Raw genomic sequence first — 18,922 nt, 5'->3', positions numbered from 1 at the left:
AGTCCAGAAGTTCATGGGTAGGTTTTCCCATCCAGATTGACGCTGCTTCCGACCAGGGCGAGATCGTTATCCTTGATAATGACATTTCCAATAACGGTTACTTTTTTGCCCATCGCCGGTGGAATTACGAAGTTATTTGGTTTCAGATTGACATAGAGATCGCCGTTATCATCTGACATGATAAACCAGCAGCCAGATCCACATTGCGAGGAGATCTTCCCTTCTACCATGACAGGTTTATCTGCAAACTTATCCGCACTGTTTAACAGGTCACTGATGGTTACCTTTTCTGGTGCAACAGGGGTCTGGTTTTCTGATTGGTCTGCTAAACATCCGGTAATACAGATTGTAATAACTATAATGATTCCTGCTATGATCACTTTTGAATTCATGATTTCTCCTAGATTGAGTGAATAAACGATATTTCCATGGCTGCCCGGTTTCCTATCAAACTGGAGCGTTCGTTTATCACTCTGGTATGAATCAGATTCATTCTGTGTTAATAAATGAATTCTCACAAGTGTAGCTACATATTCCGGATCTGTTTGAATTGGGATGAATCTTCGTGTTCTGGGTATCTCTTGTAAGAACCTACAATATGGATTTTCACCAATCTGATAATGAGTGAATGTTTGTGGCAGATGATCTCATTGAATTATATGGAAAATTTTCCCTGGCCCTGGAAAAGATTGAGCAATGCAGGGAATTCGTCTCATTTATCCCGGAAGTGAGAACCAATATGGTGTATGCAAGGCAGGGTGCAAAAACCAGGGCTGATGTCCTTGCAGTGGACGGGAGAATAACAGTGGTGCGTAATATGCCATACGCTGCAGGACGCCCCCGGTTAGGTGCATCCAGTCATATGGCCCGGTTGATCATCGAGCTTGCGAAAGTAGATCCCTCATACCGGGCGGGAATTGATTTCATGAACAATCCTGCATTTGCGGTATGGCTGAAACAATATTGTGCAGAAAAAGGATGGGTCTTTTCAGTCATTGACCGGAGTAATGAGCCTGAAGAAGTAAAAGAGAAAGAATGTGGTTCGATGCCCTGGAAAGTGGCAGAAGCTGTCCGGGCATGTGGAGGGGTTGCTCCCAAAATCTTTTATGAAACCGGAGCGGTTGGCAAGGAACCGGTCACCGTTCTGGTAGGCAGAGATCCTATCGAAGTTGTGGATCAGATTATCGAGATTGCGCAGAGATATACCGCTGAATCGGCATCTCAGTCAGAGGTATAATGACTGGCAACGGGCAGAAGATTGGAAAGATAGATGTTGGGATCTTTAATTCATTTCTTCAGCACCGGCTTGGTGCTCCCGATTCATCAGTTATTGTTCCGCCTAGGACCGGGATTGATGCAGGGGTAATCTCTCTTGGTAACGAAGAGGTCCTCATTGTAGCAGAAGATCCGATATTCGCGATACCCGGTCAGCCTCTTGAGATGTTTGGGTGGTATACCGTTCACATTGGTGCAAGTGATGTTGCAGTGATGGGTGTTCGCCCCCGGTATATGACCTATTCACTGCTCCTCCCTCCTGAAACACCAGATGAGGATCTGAAAGTCATTGTTCAATCAATTCATGAAGCTGCAAAAGAACTTGGAATTGCAATTGTTGGTGGTCACACCGGATATTATCCGGGTTTTGCAGCACCAACGATTGGAGGCGTAACAGTATTTGCAACTGCAAAGGAGGGCTCATATGTCACTCCGGCTGGAGCACAACCCGGAGACGTGGTTATTCTAACCAAAGGTCCGGCAATCGAGACTGCAGGGATTTTATCAGTTCTCCGGGAAAAGGATCTCCTTGAGCATCATGATCCCGATCTTGTGAAGCGGGCACAGGCACTCTGCAGGAAGATGAGTGTTGTTGAAGATGCCCTGACTGCAATGGATACCGGTGGTGTAACCGGGATGCATGATGCCACAGAGGGTGGGGTTATCGGAGGATTATTTGAGATTGCTGATGCAAGTGGTGTCGGAATGGAGATTGATGAATCACTGTTTGTATATCCTCCAGAGGTCAGGATGGTATGCGACCATTTCAGGATTGATCCCATCAAAGCTATTGCTGAAGGTTCTCTCCTCCTCACCGCGAAGAAGGAATATTCAGATGCTATTCTTGCATCACTCGCAAAAATCGGTATTGCGGGATCGGTGATAGGGACAGTAACCATCAATCCGGAGCACCGTATATTAAAGCGTCTTGATGGTTCCACAGTCCCCTTGGAAGTTCCAGCCCAGGATCCCTTCTGGCCGGTTTTCTTTGAAAGTGTCGCATAATCTTTCAAAATCTCTTTTTTTCAGTCCTGATTGTTACACCATCTAATATGGATATTTGATTCATACGATACCAGAAAATATATGTGGTTCATTCTGCATATTGAGTAGTCAGTCTATACCTCATACTCTTACACGTATCGGGTATTTCAGGAGAGGCATATGCAATATCGGCAAGTCCCAAAAAATGGTGATTTATTATCTGTTCTTGGATTTGGAGCAATGCGACTTCCAACAAAAAGGGGCCGGATTGATGAAGAGCGTGCGAAGAACCAGATTCGAAGTGCCATCGATGCAGGTATCAATTACATTGATACTGCGTTTATGTACGGCGAAAGTGAGCGGATATTAGGCCAGGTTCTTCAGGATGGATATCGGGAAAAGGTAAAACTTGCAACCAAACTTCCTCCTTGGCATCTGCAAAAGCCTGAAGACATGGAGACAATTCTGAATGGTCAGCTCAAAAAACTTCAGACCGATCACATTGACTACTATCTTCTCCATGCCCTGGACTCAAGTACCTGGAAAAAATTTCAGGATCTTGGAGTTTTTGAGTTTTTGGAAAAAGCCAGGGAATCAGGGAAAATTATCAACATCGGGTTCTCGTTTCATGGGGATCGTAAAACATTTAAAGAGATTATTGACGCCTATGACTGGGGTTTCTGTCAGATTCAGTACAATTTTCTGGATGAAGATATTCAGGCCGGGAAAGAAGGGCTGCAATATGCAGCATCCAAGGATATTGCAGTCATAATCATGGAACCTCTGCGGGGGGGTGTCCTGACCCGGAAAATCCCTTCTGAAGTTGCAAAGATCTACAATTCTGCAGATAAAAAGCGTTCACCCGCAGAATGGGCTCTCAGATGGGTCTGGAATCATCCTGAAGTAACTGTGGTGCTCTCCGGGATGAATGATGAAGCACACATCGCAGAAAACATTGCAGCATCAGAAGATGCTTTTGCTGGATCCCTGACTCCTGAAGAACTCTCCATGATGAATGAGATAAAAAATGTGTACCGAAAACTGATGAAGGTGTCATGTACTGGTTGTTCATACTGTATGCCCTGTCCGTTTGGAGTAAACATTCCTGAATGCTTTTCATTTTATAATACATACCACATGGCAGGAAACCGGCTGGTTACAAGAGGGATGTATGGGTTTCGACTCATGGGAGCGATGGGTGGAACGCCTTCTCATGCCTCGCTCTGTAAAAACTGCGGTAAATGTGTCTCACTTTGTCCCCAGCACATTCCTATACCCGGTGAACTTAAAAATGTATCAAAGACGCTCAGTGGCTGGAGAACAAAAATACTACTCCCACTGGTGAAAATGATGTTTAGCAGGAAAAAACTGGATGACTCAGCATAGACTCAGGATATTCTCCTGGAATAAGTTTTCAGTAAAAAAAAAATAATTAATAAGAAGATGAGTCCACCCCGAGCTGAAAGGCAATCAGAAACCGGAAACATTCCACTTGGTAAACGTGATATAATATTGAATGTTGCCCTTCATCTCTTTACAAGCCAGGGATTTCATGCAACCCCTACATCACAGATAAGCAAGGAAGCCGGGATATCTACCGGAACACTGTTTCATTATTTTCCAGATAAAAATACACTCTTTGATCAACTCTATCTGACGATAAAAAAAGACATGGCAGAAGCAATCAGGATCTGTGATAATCCTGCTCTTGATCCAAGGACCAGGCTTGAGCGGTGTTTTCATGGTTTTGTCACCTGGGGGATTTCTAACTACGAGAAATTTCTCTTTGTCGAGCAGTTTTATCACTCTCCAAGTATCTCTGAAGAAGTCAAGCGTGAAGCCCATGCTGAATTTGCCTGGATGAATCAGATATCTGAAGAAGCGATTGACAAAGGACTAATCCGTGATCTCCCTCATGAGTTCTATCTTGTCATGGTCTCCCAAATTATGTTTGGTATTATAAAGTTAATCAAATCCGGGAGTACAGGTTTATCTTCTGAAGAATTGATCAGACTCGGGCTCGATCTGGTAATGAAACAGCCATAAAAATCTAATTGAAGTCCTTTCAAAGTATTTATGGCCGTTTTTTAGTTATCACCATGGAATAAATTGTTTTTTCAAATTATGAGTTAAAAATAATCATTTTGGTTAAAAATTAGAATATATTAATAAATTTGTTTACAATATTGGAAGCATTTTCCAAAATGGGATCTCCATGACCAAATAAAAGAATATTGTAATCTAATGCACGTAATTTTTTCATTGATTCCCTTGTAATGTCTAGCGTTCCCATGGTTTTCATTCTCTCCTGTATTCCCTGTGGAATATCCACTTTTCCATCTATTCCAAAGATGGTATCTCCACAGAAGAGTATCTTACGTTTTGAGTCAAAAAAAGCAACATTTCCGGGCGTATGGCCTAGTACGTGAATACATTGCATCCCTGCAATTATTTCGCCATCATTCAAAAGGATATCCGGAGTAAAGTTTAAGAATTTCTCCTTATTCAAAATCTCCTCTTCAGATTTTATTTCTTTTTGTTGAAAATTCTGTTTTATTTGATCAGATAACAGTTTAGCATCTGCTATATGAATAGCTATTTTAGCTCCAGTTATCTGCTGTAATTCGATTATATTGCCTGTATGATCCTGGTGGTAATGAGTGAGGATAATGGTATGGATATCTTGCGGATCCAAGTGAATAGTCCCGGTGATATATGAAAGAATTTTCTCTGTGTTTCCAGGAAGACCTGTATCAATAAGAATCAGTCCATCCTGCTCAATAAGAAAACAATTTGTGTAAAAACCAAAATCAACTGTCTTTCCTGCTTCTATTTGATGAATTCCCTGAATAATTTCCATTGATGTCGTCCTGCATTATATAATTATTTTGAATAATATTATATATTTCATAAAAATGAAGCCTAAATATGGCCACTTCTGAAAGGATTATTATCTGAAAAAACCTACATTTGACGTCGTACTACGGTACGCACGATATATATGTCAGATGAGATTGTTGAATTAATATCTGTATTCCGATCTTTGCACAATGTAACAGCAGAATAAAAACTGAATGTCCTTGGTGCCGGTGTGGCAGAGTGGATTAATGCCTTCGCCTGCAAAGCGAATGTTTGGGGGTTCGATTCCCTCCGCCGGCGTATCAAACAGGAGAGATTTTTTTGAATTTATACAGCACACTCACGCGATCTGTTGAGCCTTTTGAGACATTGTATCCAGACCGGGTTTCACTGTTTGTCTGTGGTCCGACAGTGTATGACTACTCTCATCTGGGCCATGCAAGAACGTATGTCGTCTTTGATGTGCTGGCTAAATATCTCCGTTCAACCGGAAAAGAGGTATTTTATCTGCAGAATATCACCGATGTCGATGATAAGGTCATTGATCGTTCTGTTCGCGAACAGGTGTCCCAGGCATATCTGTCACGAATGTTTGAGCGTGAATATCTCAACGACATGCAGTCACTTGGCATCGATGCTGTAAGTTACTACGCCCGGGCAACAACCCACATTCCTGAAATAATCAACCAGATTGAACGGTTGGTTCGAAAAGGAGTTGCTTACGGTACTGAAACCGGAGTTTACTTTGATATCGATACATTTGAACGGAATGGTGAGTTGTCAGGACAGAAGCGGGATAACCGGGTAAGTCGTGTTAAAGACACTACCAAGCACAATCCTGAAGATTTTGCTCTCTGGAAGATTGGGGAGTATGGAGAATACACATGGGATTCTCCCTGGGGAAGAGGCAGGCCTGGCTGGCATATCGAAGATACTGCAATATCAGAAAAGTACTTTGGTCAGCAGTATGACATTCATGGAGGAGGCCTTGACCTCATCTTTCCTCATCATGAGGCTGAAATTGCCCAAATGGAATCCCTTGAGGGAAAGCACCCCATGGTCAGATACTGGCTCCACACCGGTTATCTCACCGTTGAAGGGGAAAAGATGTCTAAATCACTGGGCAATTTTGTTACGATAAGGGATGCCCTGAAAAGATGGAGTAAAGATGTATTGCGATATTATATTCTCCTCTCTCATTATCGTTCCCCGCTGCAGGCGACTGACGAAGGCCTAGCAAACGCTGAAAAGGCCCTTGAACATATCCGGGCAGTAGCTATCAAAGATAACGGTGTTTCCATTGAAGGAAGGAAGGCATTTGTTGATGCAATGAATGCAGATCTCAATACGCCAATGGCACTTGCAGCAATCCAGTCTCTTGCAGCGGAAGGGGATCTCACTGCGCTTGTTGAATATGGTAAAATTCTAGGAATTAACTTTTTGCGGGAAAACAGTGTTCCGCTCACAATATTACAGGAGATCAGGGCAGAACTGAGAGCACGGAAACAATTCGAACTAGCAGATCTTATCCGAGAAAAGATGGTTGGTTCGGGAATTACTATTACTGATCCCCCTTTGTAATTACATTTTTATTTATGTAATTATTTTAACGAAAATCTTTGATTATGGGAACCTTCAAAAAAAGATTGGTTTGTTCCCTGTTTCTATCTACTCTATTCTGAATATTCAAAGAGATCTGTTGAGAGATACCGTTCTCCCGTGTCCGGGAGGATGGCAACAATCAGCTTTCCGGCGTTTTCCGGAAGAGATCCGAGTTTCATTGCTGCTGCCACTGCTGCACCCGATGATGGCCCTGCAAGAATTCCTTCTTCTGATGCTAGTCGTCGTGCATACTCGTAGGCCTCTTCATCTGTGATCTGAATTACCTGGTCAAGCAGATTCACACCAAGAACATCTGGAACAAACCCCGGGCTTATACCCTGGATCTTGTGCTTTCCTGGTTTTCCACCCGAGATTACGGGAGATGCTGCAGCTTCCACAGCGATTGCCCTGAATGATGCCTTTCTGGACTTTAATACAGAAGCAATGCCAGTGATGGTTCCCCCTGTTCCTGCTCCCGCAACAACGATGTCAACCTGCCCGTCTGTGTCATTCCAGATCTCTTCTGCTGTTGTTCTCCGGTGGATCTCCGGATTTGCTGGATTTTTGAATTGTTGCGGGACAAGATAACTGTCAGGGTGCTCACTATGAATCTTTTCAGCGAGGTTTACTGCACCAGTCATACCCTCTGTCGCCGGGGAGAGGATAAGTTCTGCTCCAAGTGCCTTGAAAAGTTTCCTCCTCTCAATACTGAATGATTCTGGCATCACGAGGATCAGGCGGTACCCTTTGGCAGCAGCAACAAATGCCAGTGCAACCCCGGTATTCCCACTTGTGGGCTCAATAATTGTCGTTCCCGGTTTAATGAGACCATCTCGTTCTGCTGCCTCGATCAGGGCAACGCCTATCCTGTCCTTCACACTCCCGAGAGGGTTTCGTGACTCCTGTTTTACCAGGATTGTTGGTGGAAATGTCTGTGTGTTTAATCCCTTGGTTATACGGTTAAGGCGGATAAGTGGGGTATTTCCTATCGTTTTGGTAATATCATTGTAAATTCGTCCCATAATGCCCTCCGGCAGAATACTACGTTCTCCAGGATGATTAAATGCCCTGGCGTAATATCACAATTGTGACATTCAAACATAATATTCTCAAGGTTATGGTATATACTATTCCAAACCGGAAAAAAAAGCCTCGATGCCTGTGGCAGTATCTCGGTCAAATTGGGCCCATAATATGGCTTTTAACGTCTACATGAAGAGATGGTAAGGGAGGTAATAACCCAATTATTATGTCATAATCAGATGAAGCAATCAGTAATAGTTCACCACAATTATTGAATTCTGGTTTTTTCTAAAAGTAGGAGTTGCATCTATATCGATCCTTATTGTTTCATAAATTTTTACGCGATTTTTTGGCAGATACTATTTCCGTTCAAGTAATTCTGGTAACTGTTCAATACGTATCCTATTCACTACCCAGTCGGTATCAATCTCTTTTCTTTTCCGATGGAATTAAAAAAGTTTAGAATTCTTCTGGTTCATTTATTGATTATGGGATAAGGTATATGTTCGCATTTTCCAGAGATATTCCATCTGTAGGTCTGACTACGCCATTTATTGCTTTTGAAGTAATATTATGACGAAATTCATCTTAAATGGGGAGAATGGAACGAGTGTTATAATGATATTTTTTAGTTTTCGACGAATCATTTTTATATTTTAATGATAAGGGAGGTTATGATTCATATGAATTCGGTTTCAAAGTCATACCAATCTATTCAACAAATGTTTCCATCTGTTGTATTAACTCTCATTATAATTTGTTTACTGCTCTCCATCGGGTTCAGCTCTGCTGATAGGACTGCTACACAATGGAATGAAAGAGGGAAGCAATATTACAGTGAAGGTAATTATGATGCTGCATTGTCTTCTTTTATGAGAGCTATTTCGATCGACCCTGTTGTTCCATCAGTATGGAATAATTTAGGATTCGCATATGGAGCTAAAAATATGCAAAACCAGGCCTGGTTTGCATTCAGGCGTGCTGTAGAACTAAGTGGGGGATATGATAACAGATGGTACAATGTTGGATATGCTTATCATATGATAGACACATCTAGCGATTCGTCCGAAACAACATCTACTGGCCCCGGTCTTGGTAATGGCTATTCCGGCATGGGTCCCGGTTCTGACAGTTACCGTTCCGGTACTAGCCCTGGAATTGGTAATGACTATTCCGGCATGGGTCCCGGTTCTGACAGTTACTATTCCGATACTAGCCCTGGAATTGGTAATGGCTATTCCGTCACTGGTCCCGGCTCTGGCAGTTACCGTTCCGATACTAGCCCTGGAATTGGTAATGGCTATTTCGTCACTGGTCCCGGTTCTGACAGTTACTATTCCGATACTAGCCCTGGAATTGGTAATGGCTATTCCGTCACTGGTCCCGGTTCTGACAGTTACTATTCCGATACTAGCCCTGGAATTGGTAATGGCTATTCCGTCACTGGTCCCGGTTCTGACAGTTACCGTTCCGGTACTAGCCCTGGTCTTGATAATGGACATTCCAGTAGGGATTCTGGTTCTGTTAGTGATCGTTCCGGCACAGGCTCAAGTATTGAGAGCGGTTATTCCGGTAGGGATTCTGGGTTTGGTAGTGATCGTTCCGGTACTAGTCCCGATTCTGGCAGTAGTCATTCAGGCGGAAATTTTGGATAAAAACCTGTCGATATTACGGGAGTTTGAAACCTGAATAAAAAAAATTTTAAAGTGGAAAGAGACTGATTGGTTATTGTCCGTGATTTTCTGGATATTACGCACACCCAATTATTTCATTATCATTCATCCAACTGAAGGAGGATGGTTCTGGTTTAACATTTCGAAATCTTCAGGTTGTTTCTCACCTTCAGATTTTTCATTGTAATGAATTAATGTATTCTGGCAAGTTTCAGATTCCCAAGGGTCATGAATTACTTCTACCTTGACAATACGAACCCATTCGATGAGTTTAAGCCTGTTTTCTACCTGATTTACCAGGTATTCAAGTAGTGGACATGACTCGGTATTGAGTGACATTTCAACATTAACATCTTCCTCGGTTATCTCCACCAATTTTATCAGACCCACATCGACAATATTATGACCGATCTCAGGATCAATGATCTGTCTGAGTGCTGCCCAGATTTCGGCTTCACGATCTGATATCGGAGTAACAGGTGCCTGTTGTCTGATACAGACCAGATCCTTCTCAAGTTTTTGGATCTTCTCCTCAAGTGAACTCTGGCGTTCAAGCATTCTGCTGATAACCCGGAGTGTGGGATCAGGCATTTCATTATCCCTGATATCATCCTGAGTAGGGTGTCTCTTGAGTCCGGCAATTCTTCCTGGAACACCGACAACTGTAGCACCTGGTGGAACATCCCTGACAACAACAGCACCTGCCCCAACCTTTGCATAATCACCAAGAGTCACCGGGCCAAGAACTGCAGCACCCGAACCGATAACAACACCTTTTCCAAGAGTTGGATGCCTTTTAACTTTAGTTAATGTTGTCCCACCCAGAACAACTCCCATGTAAAGTAGTACTTCATCACCAACTTCTGCAGTCTCTCCGATAACAACCCCCATACCATGATCGATAACAACTCGTCTTCCTATTGTTGCTCCCGGATGGATTTCAATACCTGTAAAAAATCTGGAAATATGAGAGAGAAAGCGTGCAGCAAGCCGGTGTTCTCTTAACCAGAGCCTGTGAGCCACCCTGTGTATTGTTAGGGCATGTAGACCCGGGTAGCAAAATAATATTTCAATTCTGCTCCGTGCTGCAGGATCTTTCTGTAGGATACTACTAATATCTTCCCTGATTTGTGCACCAATCATTCTTTCATATCCCGATATGGCTCATGAAGAGATGCTCATCTCTGAAATTCGGCACAAATATCAGAATTTGTTTGCCCGCAATATCAGAACGTACCAGAGGTAGCACTTTAGAGACTACCATACCAGATGAGCGTTCTGCAGGGATTTCATGGTCATTATTTATTCGTGGCATGAGTTACTCCGGTATGTTATCCTGACAACCGTTTCGGGTCGCGTCACAATTGTGACTATTAGGGTACAGATTACCGTGATATATGAATAATAATTCGCATCGCGGAAAAGAATTACCTTACAGATCAGCAGGACTCAATCGTGTATACAATTGACCGTGTATCAAAAAAAGAGCTGGGATTATACCAGCTTGTTGATTGGGTGGTTTGGCTCTTTGATGTCGCCACCAAGTTCACGGAGGGTCTCGGCGAGAACGATATCAGTGAATGCCATTGAGGTTGCAGCGGCTTCACAGTTCTCGATTGGACCGAACATAAGCAGATCTGCACCGAGCGTTCCTGCCATAATGTTACATCCGATATCTGGTGCGGACCAGGCTGCCTGACGGATACCCTCAACACCGCCGAAGTGGTGGTGGCCCATCTGTTCAAGCAGTACGCCTGCATCTTTGTACCGGTCAAGAATACCGTTCTTTCTCCAGCGCTTGAGCCAGGTCCAGGACACGGTCATGTTGTGGTATGCACCACCGGTTGGCAGACCGTGGATTGCCTTGCATGCAAGGATCTCACGGAATGAGCCACCAGAACCGAGACCGAGCGGGGTTGCTGCTGTGTCGAGGATTGGGCGTTTGATACCTGCTTCCTCGGCAATTGCAATCATGGATTTCTCCTGACCTGCAACACCACCATCAGTCAGCACCTTCTCACGACCACGGACACTTGCGTCACCGGGGTTGAATGCGAGAACGATTGCTGCATCGACATCGGACTTCTTGATAGCCTCGATGTTCTCTGGTCCGATTGAACCGTTGATAGAGTTGTAGACTGCACGGTCTGCGATACCGACTTCGGTAACGTACTTGCATGCATGTGCAAGTGCAGAAGGTGCAGAGGAGTCCATCAGGAATGGGAACTCATCATCGATCTCGGTGAACCAGCTGAAGTAGCTCTCGAATGCCTCGCCGTACTCGGCGATGATCTGGCAGAAGTACCAGTTGCCGGTAGCGTCGTAGAGCTCGAGACACCTGTTCCAGAGAGCCTCTGCTTTAGCCTTGTCAATCTTGCCGGTGTGCTCGTCGAGCACGGTTTCGTGCTTGTTATAGAATATGGATGCACCAAGCACGCGTGGGTATTCTCCAGGCTGTCCTCCGATCTTGTGACCGTTGAAGTCAAGGACCGTCTGTTCCTTCTCAAACATGAACATCTAACATCACCTCTTATTTTGCGATCAAATGAAGCAGTTTTGGCAGTAATTCTGTCACAATGACATATGTCATCAGACCTGCAACGATACCGTACAGAATACCGATATCACGTCCGACCTTGCGGCCTACACGCTGGGTCATTTCTCCGTTAACGAACTCAAGTTTCGTCTCGATTGCATCGAGTTTTGCCTCGATCTCAAGGAATTGTGGATTTGCAGTGGCTGCTACAGCGGCTCCGCCTCCCCCTTCTTCCTTGATCTCAACGACCATTGGTCCGCCTGGGAATACCCCTGGGTCACGTGCTTTAAGTTCGTTGATCTTTGCGGAGATAGCGCCGATATCCTCGGCCTCCATGATATCAACGATCTCAACCTGCTCCTGGAACCGCTTGATGTTGTCTGCAGTGAGGTTCTCGATGAACGGAATAGCACCCTTGGAGCCGACGATCTTTCCGCCGTTAACTCCGTCCTTGTGCAGAGCGATAAGACTCTGACCGGAAAGGTGACCCTTCACTTCAGTACCACAGGTCAGGACAAACCTGATGTTCGGGTTTGAAATGACGTTTGCAATTACCTTTTCAAGTCCGAGGTTCTCGGTCTTACAGGATCCGGCGATTGCAGCTCCTGCATTGCAGATTGCCTGCTCGTCAAGGTGTGAACCCATGGTGATAACTGCAACCGGACTTTTTACGTCACCGGTATGGAAATCACCCTGTACGATTGGCCAGCCAGATGCTGCGTCTCCCTTGTCTGCCATTACAGTACCCCCAGAAGGACTGGAACAACCATCAGAAGTGCTACTGCAAGACCGATGGCAAACCCGATAAGACCGGAGTCCATAGCACCAGATTCGAGTTTGTTTGTTCGTGCAAGGATCTGACCCTTGTATTTGATATCAGAGACCATGGCCTCGATTGCTGCCATTCTGACCGGGCCTGCTTTCTTCTCGTCGTCTGCCATTTATGCCACCCCGTGTCCCATGAGAAGGAGTCCGACAATCACAAACGAGACGATGAGACCGATCATCAGACCCTCGACTTTTCCTCCATAGACACCAGCTGCAAATTTGTCCTGGTATCCAATGTCGGTAACGAGCATCTGGATGGTCTTCATCCGGGCGTGAATGAGTGCAACTTCAGCAGACATCGGACGGACTTCTGCTCCTTCCGCGTCGCCACTTCCGCCGCTTTCATCCTTGATCTCAACGATCATTGCCTCAGCGTCAAATGCGCCTGGATCTTTGGCCTTGAGTTCATTGATTTTTGCTGAAATGGCACCGATATCTTCTGCTTCCATGATATCGACCATCTCAACCTGATCCTGGAACCGCTTGATATTCTCAGCGGACAGGTTCTCGATGAACGGAATAGCGCCTTTGGATCCGACGATTTTACCGCCGGTAATACCACTCTGGTGCAGAGCGATAAGACTCTGTCCTGAGAGGTGACCCTTGACTTCAGTACCGCAGGTGAGTACGTATCTGATGTTCGGATTTGAGATGATATTTGCAATAACTTTCTCAAGTCCGAGGTTCTCGGTCTTACAGGATCCGGCGATTGCCGCTCCTGCATTACAGATCGCCTGCTCGTCAAGGTGTGAACCCATGGTCACGACTGCGACCGGGCTCTGGGGATCTCCTGTGTGGAAGTCACCCTGAACAATCGGCCAGCCACTGGCCGGTGATTTTTTGTTTGCCATCTATATCACCTCACTTCAATAAGGCCAGTACGATGACACCTGCCAGCAGAAGTCCGACTGCAAGCCCATACCACAGAGAGGTAATGGCTCCTGCATATACGAGGGACTTCTCACGGTGTGGGAATGACTCAAGGAAGTTACCTTCTCCGGAGAGCATTCCAACGATATCATCAGCAGTCTTGTCCAGTTTGTCAACCTGTGCAATGATGGGTGCAAGTGACTCACCCTGCTGGGAGACAAAACCTGCGAACACGTCACATCCGAGACCAAACTCGGGCAGTACTGGGACCCAGGTCATTACTGGTCACCTCCGACCTCAATGATTGGCTTTGAATCAAGCCATGCATAGGCGTCACGCTTGGAGAGGTCGATGTATGTCTTGTAGCAGTAGAACCAGGCGATCAGTGAGATGACCAGGTTGATTACTCCTGCAAGGAGTCCAAGGAACACAAGTGAGATGACGGCTACGACGATCATAGAGAGGAATCCACAGGAGAGTGCAAGCATAAGCGTGCGGTCCTGTGACTCATTCGGACCAAGGCAGGCGTTGAATGGGTGCTGGAGTGCGAGTGCACCGAGGAAGAAGATCACTGCGAGTGCTGCACCACCAATAAGGGAGTTTCCGTACTGTGGGATTGCAGTGACAAGGAAAGTCTGTGCCCCACCTGCTGCTGCTCCGGCATTCTCTACTGAAAGGGACATGCTTCCGATGATCAGCTGGTTGAACTCAAACGAACCGGTTGCCATTGATGCAAACCCGAGCATTGTCAGTGCACCGACAATTGCAAGTTCCATCAGGGACATGATCATCACCGGGATGTTCATGTTGATGATGTTATTAGCGGTGTATCCGATGACTGCTCCGAGAATTGCTGCCAGGATAACGGTTACAATCGGCGATGCAATGCCGAACTTGGTACCGACAATCATGGCGATTGCCCCGGAACCGAATGCGATCATACCTGCTGACGGAACACCGGTTCCAAGACCGTAACTGCAGAGGTGCTTGATCGTGTCAGAACCCCACCAGATGGCGGCGACTGCAGCAATTCCTCCGAAGAAGGAGAATACCGCAACGCCGGTGAGTACGTTGAGATAGGTGAGGTATGTGCCTACGACAGCGATGACCAGTCCATAGGTCAACAGCTTGTTGTGAGGCATTTTACCTTCTGATGCTTCCATTTTTGCTGTCATGTCTTCTCCTCACATTCCGATGTTGGTCACCAGCAGCAGTGAGATGAGACCACAGAATGCAGATGCAACGGCACAACCGATGATTGCACGGGGAACCCGCTTGAATTTGGGGTCATGTGGTCCTTCGATGGTACCGGTGATGTTGTATGCTGCGAGCACTGCGTTGACCAGGAAGAATCCAATTGCAAAGATTCCTGCAAGAGATATTGCAAGTGGAGCAATTGCTTCTGGTTTTGCCTGCATAAGGGTTGCGAGACCAGTGCTGTATGCATCCAGAAGTTCGATATAGATGATCGTTCCTCCAAGACCAGCGATAAGTCCACCAATTACACCACCAACAAAGGAGATGAATGGCAGACCGTGTCCCTCAGTTCCCTGGGATTTGTATTCTGGGAAGGTGTCACCAGTGATTGGGTCCTTTGCGATCTTTCCAGATGCTGCAGGAATACCCATGGCAAAGACATAGGTTGCGTTCACCATCAAACAGGTGATTGCCATCATAAGGCCACCGCCGACTGCTCCTCCGATGATGGAGATTAAGAAGTCGCCAGTGGTCTCAAATGCCCATGCCCCACCGAACAGACCGGCAAGACCGGCACCTGCTGCGAGCATTGCCACACCAGTTGCGATACCTGGTGCCTGACCCATTGCTGCCGGTGCTCCACCGACAGGGACGAAGTGAACACCGAATGCAATCAGTGCACCACCGACGATAATCCCGATGAGGGGAATAACGAGGGATGAACCGAGTACAGCGGTAATTCCAATTGAAACCAGAATGATAACTAGACCGACAACGGTTCCAACAGGGTTGATGCTGTCGCCACCAGCTGCCTTTCCTCCGAGTGCACTCATGATGAAGTCTCCTCTGGTTCAGTGTATGGTCCGTAGGTCTTGCGTCCCCAGACTTCAATCCAGCGATCGATGAATGTGAAGACCAGAATAAGAACGATTCCTGCGATGACTGCTCCCCATCCGGCTAGTGCCTTCTCAAAGAGAACGGTACGCCAGAGTTCAAGGAACACAATCAGACCAAAACAGATCCCTGATGCCGGACCGGCAAACTTGGTGGTAAACCATCCGTTGTCAAGGGAAGACCGCTGACCTGCTTCTGCATACCGGACAATGTTACCGGATGCAGAGATTGGAACACCAGCTCCGAACTTCTGGTTCTGGTACTGGCGTTCCTTTCCGTAGAACGGGTTTCCTGATGCTGACCCTGCTGCACCAAGCGCTATACCCCAGATAAGACCGAGGAGCGGAAGTGCGAACGGGTGGTGCAACGCTGCCGACATCAGGTAACACACTGCTGTGGTACAAAATATCGCGACAAACGCATGAGCCATCGTCACTGAAGTCAAAGACTTCAGAATGTCGATATAGACCGGCTGCTTGAACTTGGCCAGACTTGCGGTACGTCCGAGGTAACCTGATGTACAGTAGATACCCTGAACAAACACCGCAACTATTGAACCAAGGATGATAGCAAGAGCCGGGTTGTAGTTAAGCTGCAAGAAAGCCCAGGCCACTCCAGCTCCAATGGCACACCAAAGCCCGTATGCTGGTGGCTCACCGGAGACTGCCTTGTTGAAGATGCGGTGGATATATCCCATCTGCGGAGCGAGCTGAACCTGTGAGTTCGGGTCACCCTGTGATCCGATATCAGATTCAGTATCTTCCGCAGCACCGGCAACTGTGGCAAGTGCTCCCGCCAATGCAGTAATACCAATGCCTAATACAATCTCTTCCATGTAAACCTATCTCCTGCGTAACTCTGATCAGACACAAGAGTACTCACTATGCAATACCACACACATAGAGCGTTACAATACCGTTGTGGTAATTGCTTAGTTGGTCAGTATTTAGTTAAATGTTTCGAAATCATGTCCCGTTATAAAGAAAATCGGTCATAATTCTGAAAATGGGGCGAAATGTGCAGGTTTTCAATACACTCAATTTGATCTAACTAAGAAAAAATGTTTTTGCGAGCAATTTTTTTTGCTCATCATTTTTTTGTTGTGTCCACACAGCAAAAAAAAGGCAGACTGATATCGATCAATATTTATAGTAGAATGAATTTGGGGAAAATTCTTACCCTTCTTAGTCCGAGAATCTGCGTTCACGCATTCGCGAGTGGGTCGGCAATAGCGCGGCAGGAAATCGACAATCACCGATAATACTGATCATAGATCGCATCTTCTTCTGTATATGATGAGAATGGGTTGTTGGGCTGCTTGAAGGTTGGATCCTCATTTACGGAGAATGGTTTTTCCTCTGTAGTTATCCGGTATGGTTCCACACCCGGGAAGAGATCCTGTATCTGATTCCACATCGTCTTTGATGCTGCCTGATATTCCTGAACTTCACTCAGTGCAGAAGGGTCTTCGTATACTGGTGAATATGCTTTTCCAGAGAGGCTCATTGCATCTGAATATGCATCACCAGCCTGTGCGGTATAATACAGATATGCATTTATCTTACGTGCCTTTTCATAGAAGTCAGGGCTGATGTTCATTTTGGCTAGTTTCTGCTGGGTGCTCTGTAAATCCCTGAGTTCAGTTCCGTTTGGGATGGTTGCATTTGAAAGGCCGTAAATTGCAGAAGAAGCCAGGGTCAGGAACTCATCATCCTGATACGGTCCTGTTGCGGGCGAATCCTTTAACGGAAATAATATCGTAGGAAGACTTGAAGCATGTGCTATACAAAGCACAATTATTAGTACACCTGTCAGCAGAATCCGGGAGGGTCTGGTTCTTTTGCGATCTTTCCCAGGTGAAGAGAAAATACCGTATGTTTTCGTCATGATAAATCCCATGGGTTCTCTCTCATAAAAGATTGCTTGATATCATGTGATGCTGAAAAATTCCAATGATGCCCGTTGAGGGCTCCTTGAAGGGCTGGTGTGACTCACCGTTCTATACAATTAAAAATGGAAAAATACTGGCCTGTACCGGGTTTCATTAAAGACCTGGTAACGGTTCCCCTGCTGGAGATGGTATTCAGGTACAAATCTATGGCCAAACTGAATGGGTCGATCATCAGATAATCCAAACAGTGGTCTTTCCTGAACTGTTCCAATAATATTGTTGGAGACTGATGGATCCATCCGAGAGTAAATGTCAGCAGGAATGCCCATGTATCCGCCATCCAGGTATTCGTTGTCAGCGATTGCCGGCAAGATAGAGACTGTGAGGAGAGTCAGCAGAATTATCATACCCCTGATCTGATACGTGTTCCATACCATCATATCGCCTCTGTGTTACTCATGTGTGCACAAATATATATTCCTTCTGTATAGTTTCAGATTAAATCTGGAATTTCAGGGTATTAATACATGAAAGTGATGTGTTTTTTTGTAGTTTGAAGGATAGTAGTAGCGAATTGAGTAGATCTAAAACCATCCAGCGGGAACTATAAAAAGGAGGTTATCCTGAAAATTCCTCCTGCAAGATGATTATTATTGATTTAATTTCAGGAAACACGGCATGCAGATTCGTTTCCCTTCATGTTCCCGGGTCTTTGCATCTGCAACCATCTCTCCACAACATCCACATGGGATTGAGGTAAAAATTCGTGCCTTTTTTGGAGGTTCCATCTGAATGAACTCCAGTTTTACTACTTTTTCAGGTGGAGCATCAAGAATGGCTTTTGAAGCATTTTCAGTCATTGCATGAAACCTTGCTTTTTCTTCTTCAGTTGCTTTTCCTGAAAATACTCGGGTCCTGAGTCCTTCGGCTTCGGGGTCTCTCGGCATGAACTCTTCAAGGCAGGTCATAGCCCGTACGGCTTTGCCACTTTCCCGGCAGTAAAAGGTGAATACATGTTTGCCGTAGTCATGGATGATCAGGTTTCCTTTTCCTGCAGTGCATCCGGTGACCACCTGGATGGCATCAACTCCGCAGGCGTCTGTCTCTGCGATGGCAACGAGTTCTTCGTCATGGGGTCTTGTAACACCAAGTGCCTTCATTGCTGCAATTGCAACCTGATACCCGCTTGAAAGGCCGATGCATACGTGGCCGTGAAACTCTGCAGCATCTTGAAATGATGCGTATTCAGGCTGCTGGTCTGGTTTTGTTGAATCGTTTGAACACATGTAA

22 protein-coding genes, 1 tRNA gene and 1 pseudogene are annotated in these 18,922 nt (G+C 45.6%); 8 read left to right on the top strand and 16 right to left on the bottom strand.

The window, feature by feature from the left end:
- Window positions 1-11: 11 nt before the first annotated feature.
- Window positions 12-392, bottom strand: a complete 381-nt coding sequence (locus DK846_RS13090; RefSeq protein ID WP_146201226.1) for a hypothetical protein — start codon at window positions 390-392, stop codon at window positions 12-14.
- 242 nt (window positions 393-634) lie between these two features.
- On the opposite strand from DK846_RS13090, the gene DK846_RS13085 reads away from it, so the two are divergent.
- The 4 genes from DK846_RS13085 (at window position 635) to DK846_RS13070 (ending at window position 4,305) form a co-directional block, all read left to right on the top strand.
- On the top strand, window positions 635-1,237 hold the full coding sequence (locus tag DK846_RS13085) for a thiamine-phosphate synthase family protein (RefSeq protein ID WP_245926551.1): 603 nt from the start codon (window positions 635-637) through the stop codon (window positions 1,235-1,237).
- Window positions 1,237-2,280 (top strand): AIR synthase family protein, encoded by a 1,044-nt coding sequence (locus DK846_RS13080; protein WP_109969411.1) that lies wholly within the window; start codon window positions 1,237-1,239, stop codon window positions 2,278-2,280. Before DK846_RS13085 ends, DK846_RS13080 begins: the two co-directional genes overlap by 1 nt.
- Before the next feature lie 159 nt (window positions 2,281-2,439).
- On the top strand, window positions 2,440-3,645 hold the full coding sequence (locus tag DK846_RS13075; RefSeq protein ID WP_109969410.1) for an aldo/keto reductase: 1,206 nt from the start codon (window positions 2,440-2,442) through the stop codon (window positions 3,643-3,645).
- A gap of 57 nt (window positions 3,646-3,702) precedes the next feature.
- On the top strand, window positions 3,703-4,305 hold the full coding sequence (locus DK846_RS13070) for a TetR/AcrR family transcriptional regulator (protein WP_109969409.1): 603 nt from the start codon (window positions 3,703-3,705) through the stop codon (window positions 4,303-4,305).
- Between the two features lie 109 nt (window positions 4,306-4,414).
- Here the strand turns inward: DK846_RS13070 and DK846_RS13065 are convergent, their stop codons facing one another.
- Window positions 4,415-5,119, bottom strand: coding sequence for an MBL fold metallo-hydrolase (locus DK846_RS13065; RefSeq protein ID WP_109969408.1), 705 nt, complete (start codon window positions 5,117-5,119; stop codon window positions 4,415-4,417).
- A 225-nt stretch (window positions 5,120-5,344) separates the two neighbouring features.
- On the opposite strand from DK846_RS13065, the gene DK846_RS13060 reads away from it, so the two are divergent.
- Window positions 5,345-5,418 (top strand) — tRNA-Cys (locus tag DK846_RS13060).
- 21 nt (window positions 5,419-5,439) lie between these two features.
- Window positions 5,440-6,699 (top strand): cysteine--tRNA ligase, encoded by a 1,260-nt coding sequence (gene cysS, locus DK846_RS13055; protein ID WP_109969407.1) that lies wholly within the window; start codon window positions 5,440-5,442, stop codon window positions 6,697-6,699.
- Between the two features lie 92 nt (window positions 6,700-6,791).
- Here cysS and cysK read toward each other — a convergent pair whose 3' ends face one another.
- Window positions 6,792-7,742, bottom strand: a complete 951-nt coding sequence (gene cysK, locus DK846_RS13050; protein WP_109969406.1) for a cysteine synthase A — start codon at window positions 7,740-7,742, stop codon at window positions 6,792-6,794.
- Window positions 7,743-8,402: 660 nt separating this feature from the next.
- Between cysK and DK846_RS18360 the strand changes: the two are divergent.
- Window positions 8,403-8,672: pseudogene (locus tag DK846_RS18360) on the top strand (tetratricopeptide repeat protein); the annotation flags it as partial.
- Window positions 8,673-8,841: 169 nt separating this feature from the next.
- The gene (locus tag DK846_RS18050) at window positions 8,842-9,432 is read left to right on the top strand and encodes a hypothetical protein (RefSeq protein WP_245926550.1); all 591 of its coding nucleotides are present in this window, start codon (window positions 8,842-8,844) and stop codon (window positions 9,430-9,432) included.
- A gap of 89 nt (window positions 9,433-9,521) precedes the next feature.
- Here the strand turns inward: DK846_RS18050 and cysE are convergent, their stop codons facing one another.
- The 13 genes from cysE to DK846_RS12980 form a co-directional block, all read right to left on the bottom strand.
- Entirely contained in the window at window positions 9,522-10,559 is a 1,038-nt protein-coding gene (cysE, locus tag DK846_RS13035; RefSeq protein ID WP_109969405.1) for a serine O-acetyltransferase, read from the bottom strand.
- Window positions 10,560-10,563: 4 nt separating this feature from the next.
- Window positions 10,564-10,731 (bottom strand): hypothetical protein, encoded by a 168-nt coding sequence (locus DK846_RS17735; protein WP_181391776.1) that lies wholly within the window; start codon window positions 10,729-10,731, stop codon window positions 10,564-10,566.
- A 179-nt stretch (window positions 10,732-10,910) separates the two neighbouring features.
- The gene (mtrH, locus tag DK846_RS13030) at window positions 10,911-11,933 is read right to left on the bottom strand and encodes a tetrahydromethanopterin S-methyltransferase subunit H (RefSeq protein ID WP_109969404.1); all 1,023 of its coding nucleotides are present in this window, start codon (window positions 11,931-11,933) and stop codon (window positions 10,911-10,913) included.
- Between the two features lie 13 nt (window positions 11,934-11,946).
- Window positions 11,947-12,690: a tetrahydromethanopterin S-methyltransferase subunit A gene (gene mtrA, locus DK846_RS13025; protein ID WP_109969403.1), complete on the bottom strand. Its 744-nt coding sequence runs from the start codon at window positions 12,688-12,690 to the stop codon at window positions 11,947-11,949.
- A complete protein-coding gene (locus DK846_RS13020) occupies window positions 12,690-12,893 on the bottom strand; it encodes a tetrahydromethanopterin S-methyltransferase subunit F (protein WP_109969402.1) in 204 nt (67 codons plus the stop codon). The genes mtrA (DK846_RS13025) and DK846_RS13020 overlap by 1 nt, the downstream gene beginning before the upstream one ends.
- Window positions 12,894-13,631, bottom strand: coding sequence for a tetrahydromethanopterin S-methyltransferase subunit A (gene mtrA, locus DK846_RS13015; protein WP_109969401.1), 738 nt, complete (start codon window positions 13,629-13,631; stop codon window positions 12,894-12,896). It lies immediately after the preceding gene.
- Window positions 13,632-13,641: 10 nt separating this feature from the next.
- A complete protein-coding gene (gene mtrB / locus DK846_RS13010; RefSeq protein ID WP_109969400.1) occupies window positions 13,642-13,929 on the bottom strand; it encodes a tetrahydromethanopterin S-methyltransferase subunit MtrB in 288 nt (95 codons plus the stop codon).
- Complete coding sequence (mtrC, locus tag DK846_RS13005; RefSeq protein WP_109969399.1) at window positions 13,929-14,825, bottom strand: tetrahydromethanopterin S-methyltransferase subunit MtrC; 897 nt, start codon at window positions 14,823-14,825, stop codon at window positions 13,929-13,931. The genes mtrB and mtrC overlap by 1 nt, the downstream gene beginning before the upstream one ends.
- Before the next feature lie 9 nt (window positions 14,826-14,834).
- Window positions 14,835-15,680 carry a tetrahydromethanopterin S-methyltransferase subunit D gene (gene mtrD / locus DK846_RS13000; protein ID WP_109969398.1) on the bottom strand — a complete coding sequence of 282 codons (846 nt, stop codon included), beginning with the start codon at window positions 15,678-15,680 and terminating at the stop codon, window positions 14,835-14,837.
- On the bottom strand, window positions 15,677-16,576 hold the full coding sequence (gene mtrE / locus DK846_RS12995) for a tetrahydromethanopterin S-methyltransferase subunit E (protein WP_109969397.1): 900 nt from the start codon (window positions 16,574-16,576) through the stop codon (window positions 15,677-15,679). The genes mtrD and mtrE overlap by 4 nt, the downstream gene beginning before the upstream one ends.
- Before the next feature lie 416 nt (window positions 16,577-16,992).
- The gene (locus DK846_RS12990) at window positions 16,993-17,628 is read right to left on the bottom strand and encodes a hypothetical protein (RefSeq protein ID WP_146201225.1); all 636 of its coding nucleotides are present in this window, start codon (window positions 17,626-17,628) and stop codon (window positions 16,993-16,995) included.
- A gap of 120 nt (window positions 17,629-17,748) precedes the next feature.
- Window positions 17,749-18,072, bottom strand: a complete 324-nt coding sequence (locus DK846_RS12985) for a hypothetical protein (RefSeq protein WP_109969395.1) — start codon at window positions 18,070-18,072, stop codon at window positions 17,749-17,751.
- 210 nt (window positions 18,073-18,282) lie between these two features.
- Window positions 18,283-18,918, bottom strand: coding sequence for an FmdE family protein (locus DK846_RS12980; protein ID WP_109969394.1), 636 nt, complete (start codon window positions 18,916-18,918; stop codon window positions 18,283-18,285).
- Between the last annotated feature and the right edge of the window lie 4 nt (window positions 18,919-18,922).

This window comes from Methanospirillum lacunae, assembly GCF_003173355.1.
GTDB lineage: Archaea > Halobacteriota > Methanomicrobia > Methanomicrobiales > Methanospirillaceae > Methanospirillum > Methanospirillum lacunae.
This window is presented reverse-complemented; position numbering and strand designations above follow the sequence as displayed.

What these genes read in the sequence shown, in the direction of transcription:
- DK846_RS13090 (WP_146201226.1), bottom strand. Translation starts at nt 392, where the DNA reads ATGAATTCAAAAGTGATCATAGCAGGAATCATTATAGTTATTACAATC.
- DK846_RS13080 (WP_109969411.1), top strand. Translation starts at nt 1,237, where the DNA reads ATGACTGGCAACGGGCAGAAGATTGGAAAGATAGATGTTGGGATCTTT.
- DK846_RS13075 (WP_109969410.1), top strand. Translation starts at nt 2,440, where the DNA reads ATGCAATATCGGCAAGTCCCAAAAAATGGTGATTTATTATCTGTTCTT.
- DK846_RS13070 (WP_109969409.1), top strand. Translation starts at nt 3,703, where the DNA reads ATGAGTCCACCCCGAGCTGAAAGGCAATCAGAAACCGGAAACATTCCA.
- DK846_RS13065 (WP_109969408.1), bottom strand. Translation starts at nt 5,119, where the DNA reads ATGGAAATTATTCAGGGAATTCATCAAATAGAAGCAGGAAAGACAGTT.
- cysK (WP_109969406.1), bottom strand. Translation starts at nt 7,742, where the DNA reads ATGGGACGAATTTACAATGATATTACCAAAACGATAGGAAATACCCCA.
- DK846_RS18050 (WP_245926550.1), top strand. Translation starts at nt 8,842, where the DNA reads ATGGCTATTCCGGCATGGGTCCCGGTTCTGACAGTTACCGTTCCGGTA.
- cysE (WP_109969405.1), bottom strand. Translation starts at nt 10,559, where the DNA reads ATGATTGGTGCACAAATCAGGGAAGATATTAGTAGTATCCTACAGAAA.
- DK846_RS17735 (WP_181391776.1), bottom strand. Translation starts at nt 10,731, where the DNA reads ATGCCACGAATAAATAATGACCATGAAATCCCTGCAGAACGCTCATCT.
- mtrH (WP_109969404.1), bottom strand. Translation starts at nt 11,933, where the DNA reads ATGTTCATGTTTGAGAAGGAACAGACGGTCCTTGACTTCAACGGTCAC.
- mtrA (WP_109969403.1), bottom strand. Translation starts at nt 12,690, where the DNA reads ATGGCAGACAAGGGAGACGCAGCATCTGGCTGGCCAATCGTACAGGGT.
- DK846_RS13020 (WP_109969402.1), bottom strand. Translation starts at nt 12,893, where the DNA reads ATGGCAGACGACGAGAAGAAAGCAGGCCCGGTCAGAATGGCAGCAATC.
- mtrA (WP_109969401.1), bottom strand. Translation starts at nt 13,631, where the DNA reads ATGGCAAACAAAAAATCACCGGCCAGTGGCTGGCCGATTGTTCAGGGT.
- mtrB (WP_109969400.1), bottom strand. Translation starts at nt 13,929, where the DNA reads ATGACCTGGGTCCCAGTACTGCCCGAGTTTGGTCTCGGATGTGACGTG.
- mtrC (WP_109969399.1), bottom strand. Translation starts at nt 14,825, where the DNA reads ATGACAGCAAAAATGGAAGCATCAGAAGGTAAAATGCCTCACAACAAG.
- mtrD (WP_109969398.1), bottom strand. Translation starts at nt 15,680, where the DNA reads ATGAGTGCACTCGGAGGAAAGGCAGCTGGTGGCGACAGCATCAACCCT.
- mtrE (WP_109969397.1), bottom strand. Translation starts at nt 16,576, where the DNA reads ATGGAAGAGATTGTATTAGGCATTGGTATTACTGCATTGGCGGGAGCA.
- DK846_RS12990 (WP_146201225.1), bottom strand. Translation starts at nt 17,628, where the DNA reads ATGACGAAAACATACGGTATTTTCTCTTCACCTGGGAAAGATCGCAAA.
- DK846_RS12985 (WP_109969395.1), bottom strand. Translation starts at nt 18,072, where the DNA reads ATGATGGTATGGAACACGTATCAGATCAGGGGTATGATAATTCTGCTG.
- DK846_RS12980 (WP_109969394.1), bottom strand. Translation starts at nt 18,918, where the DNA reads ATGTGTTCAAACGATTCAACAAAACCAGACCAGCAGCCTGAATACGCA.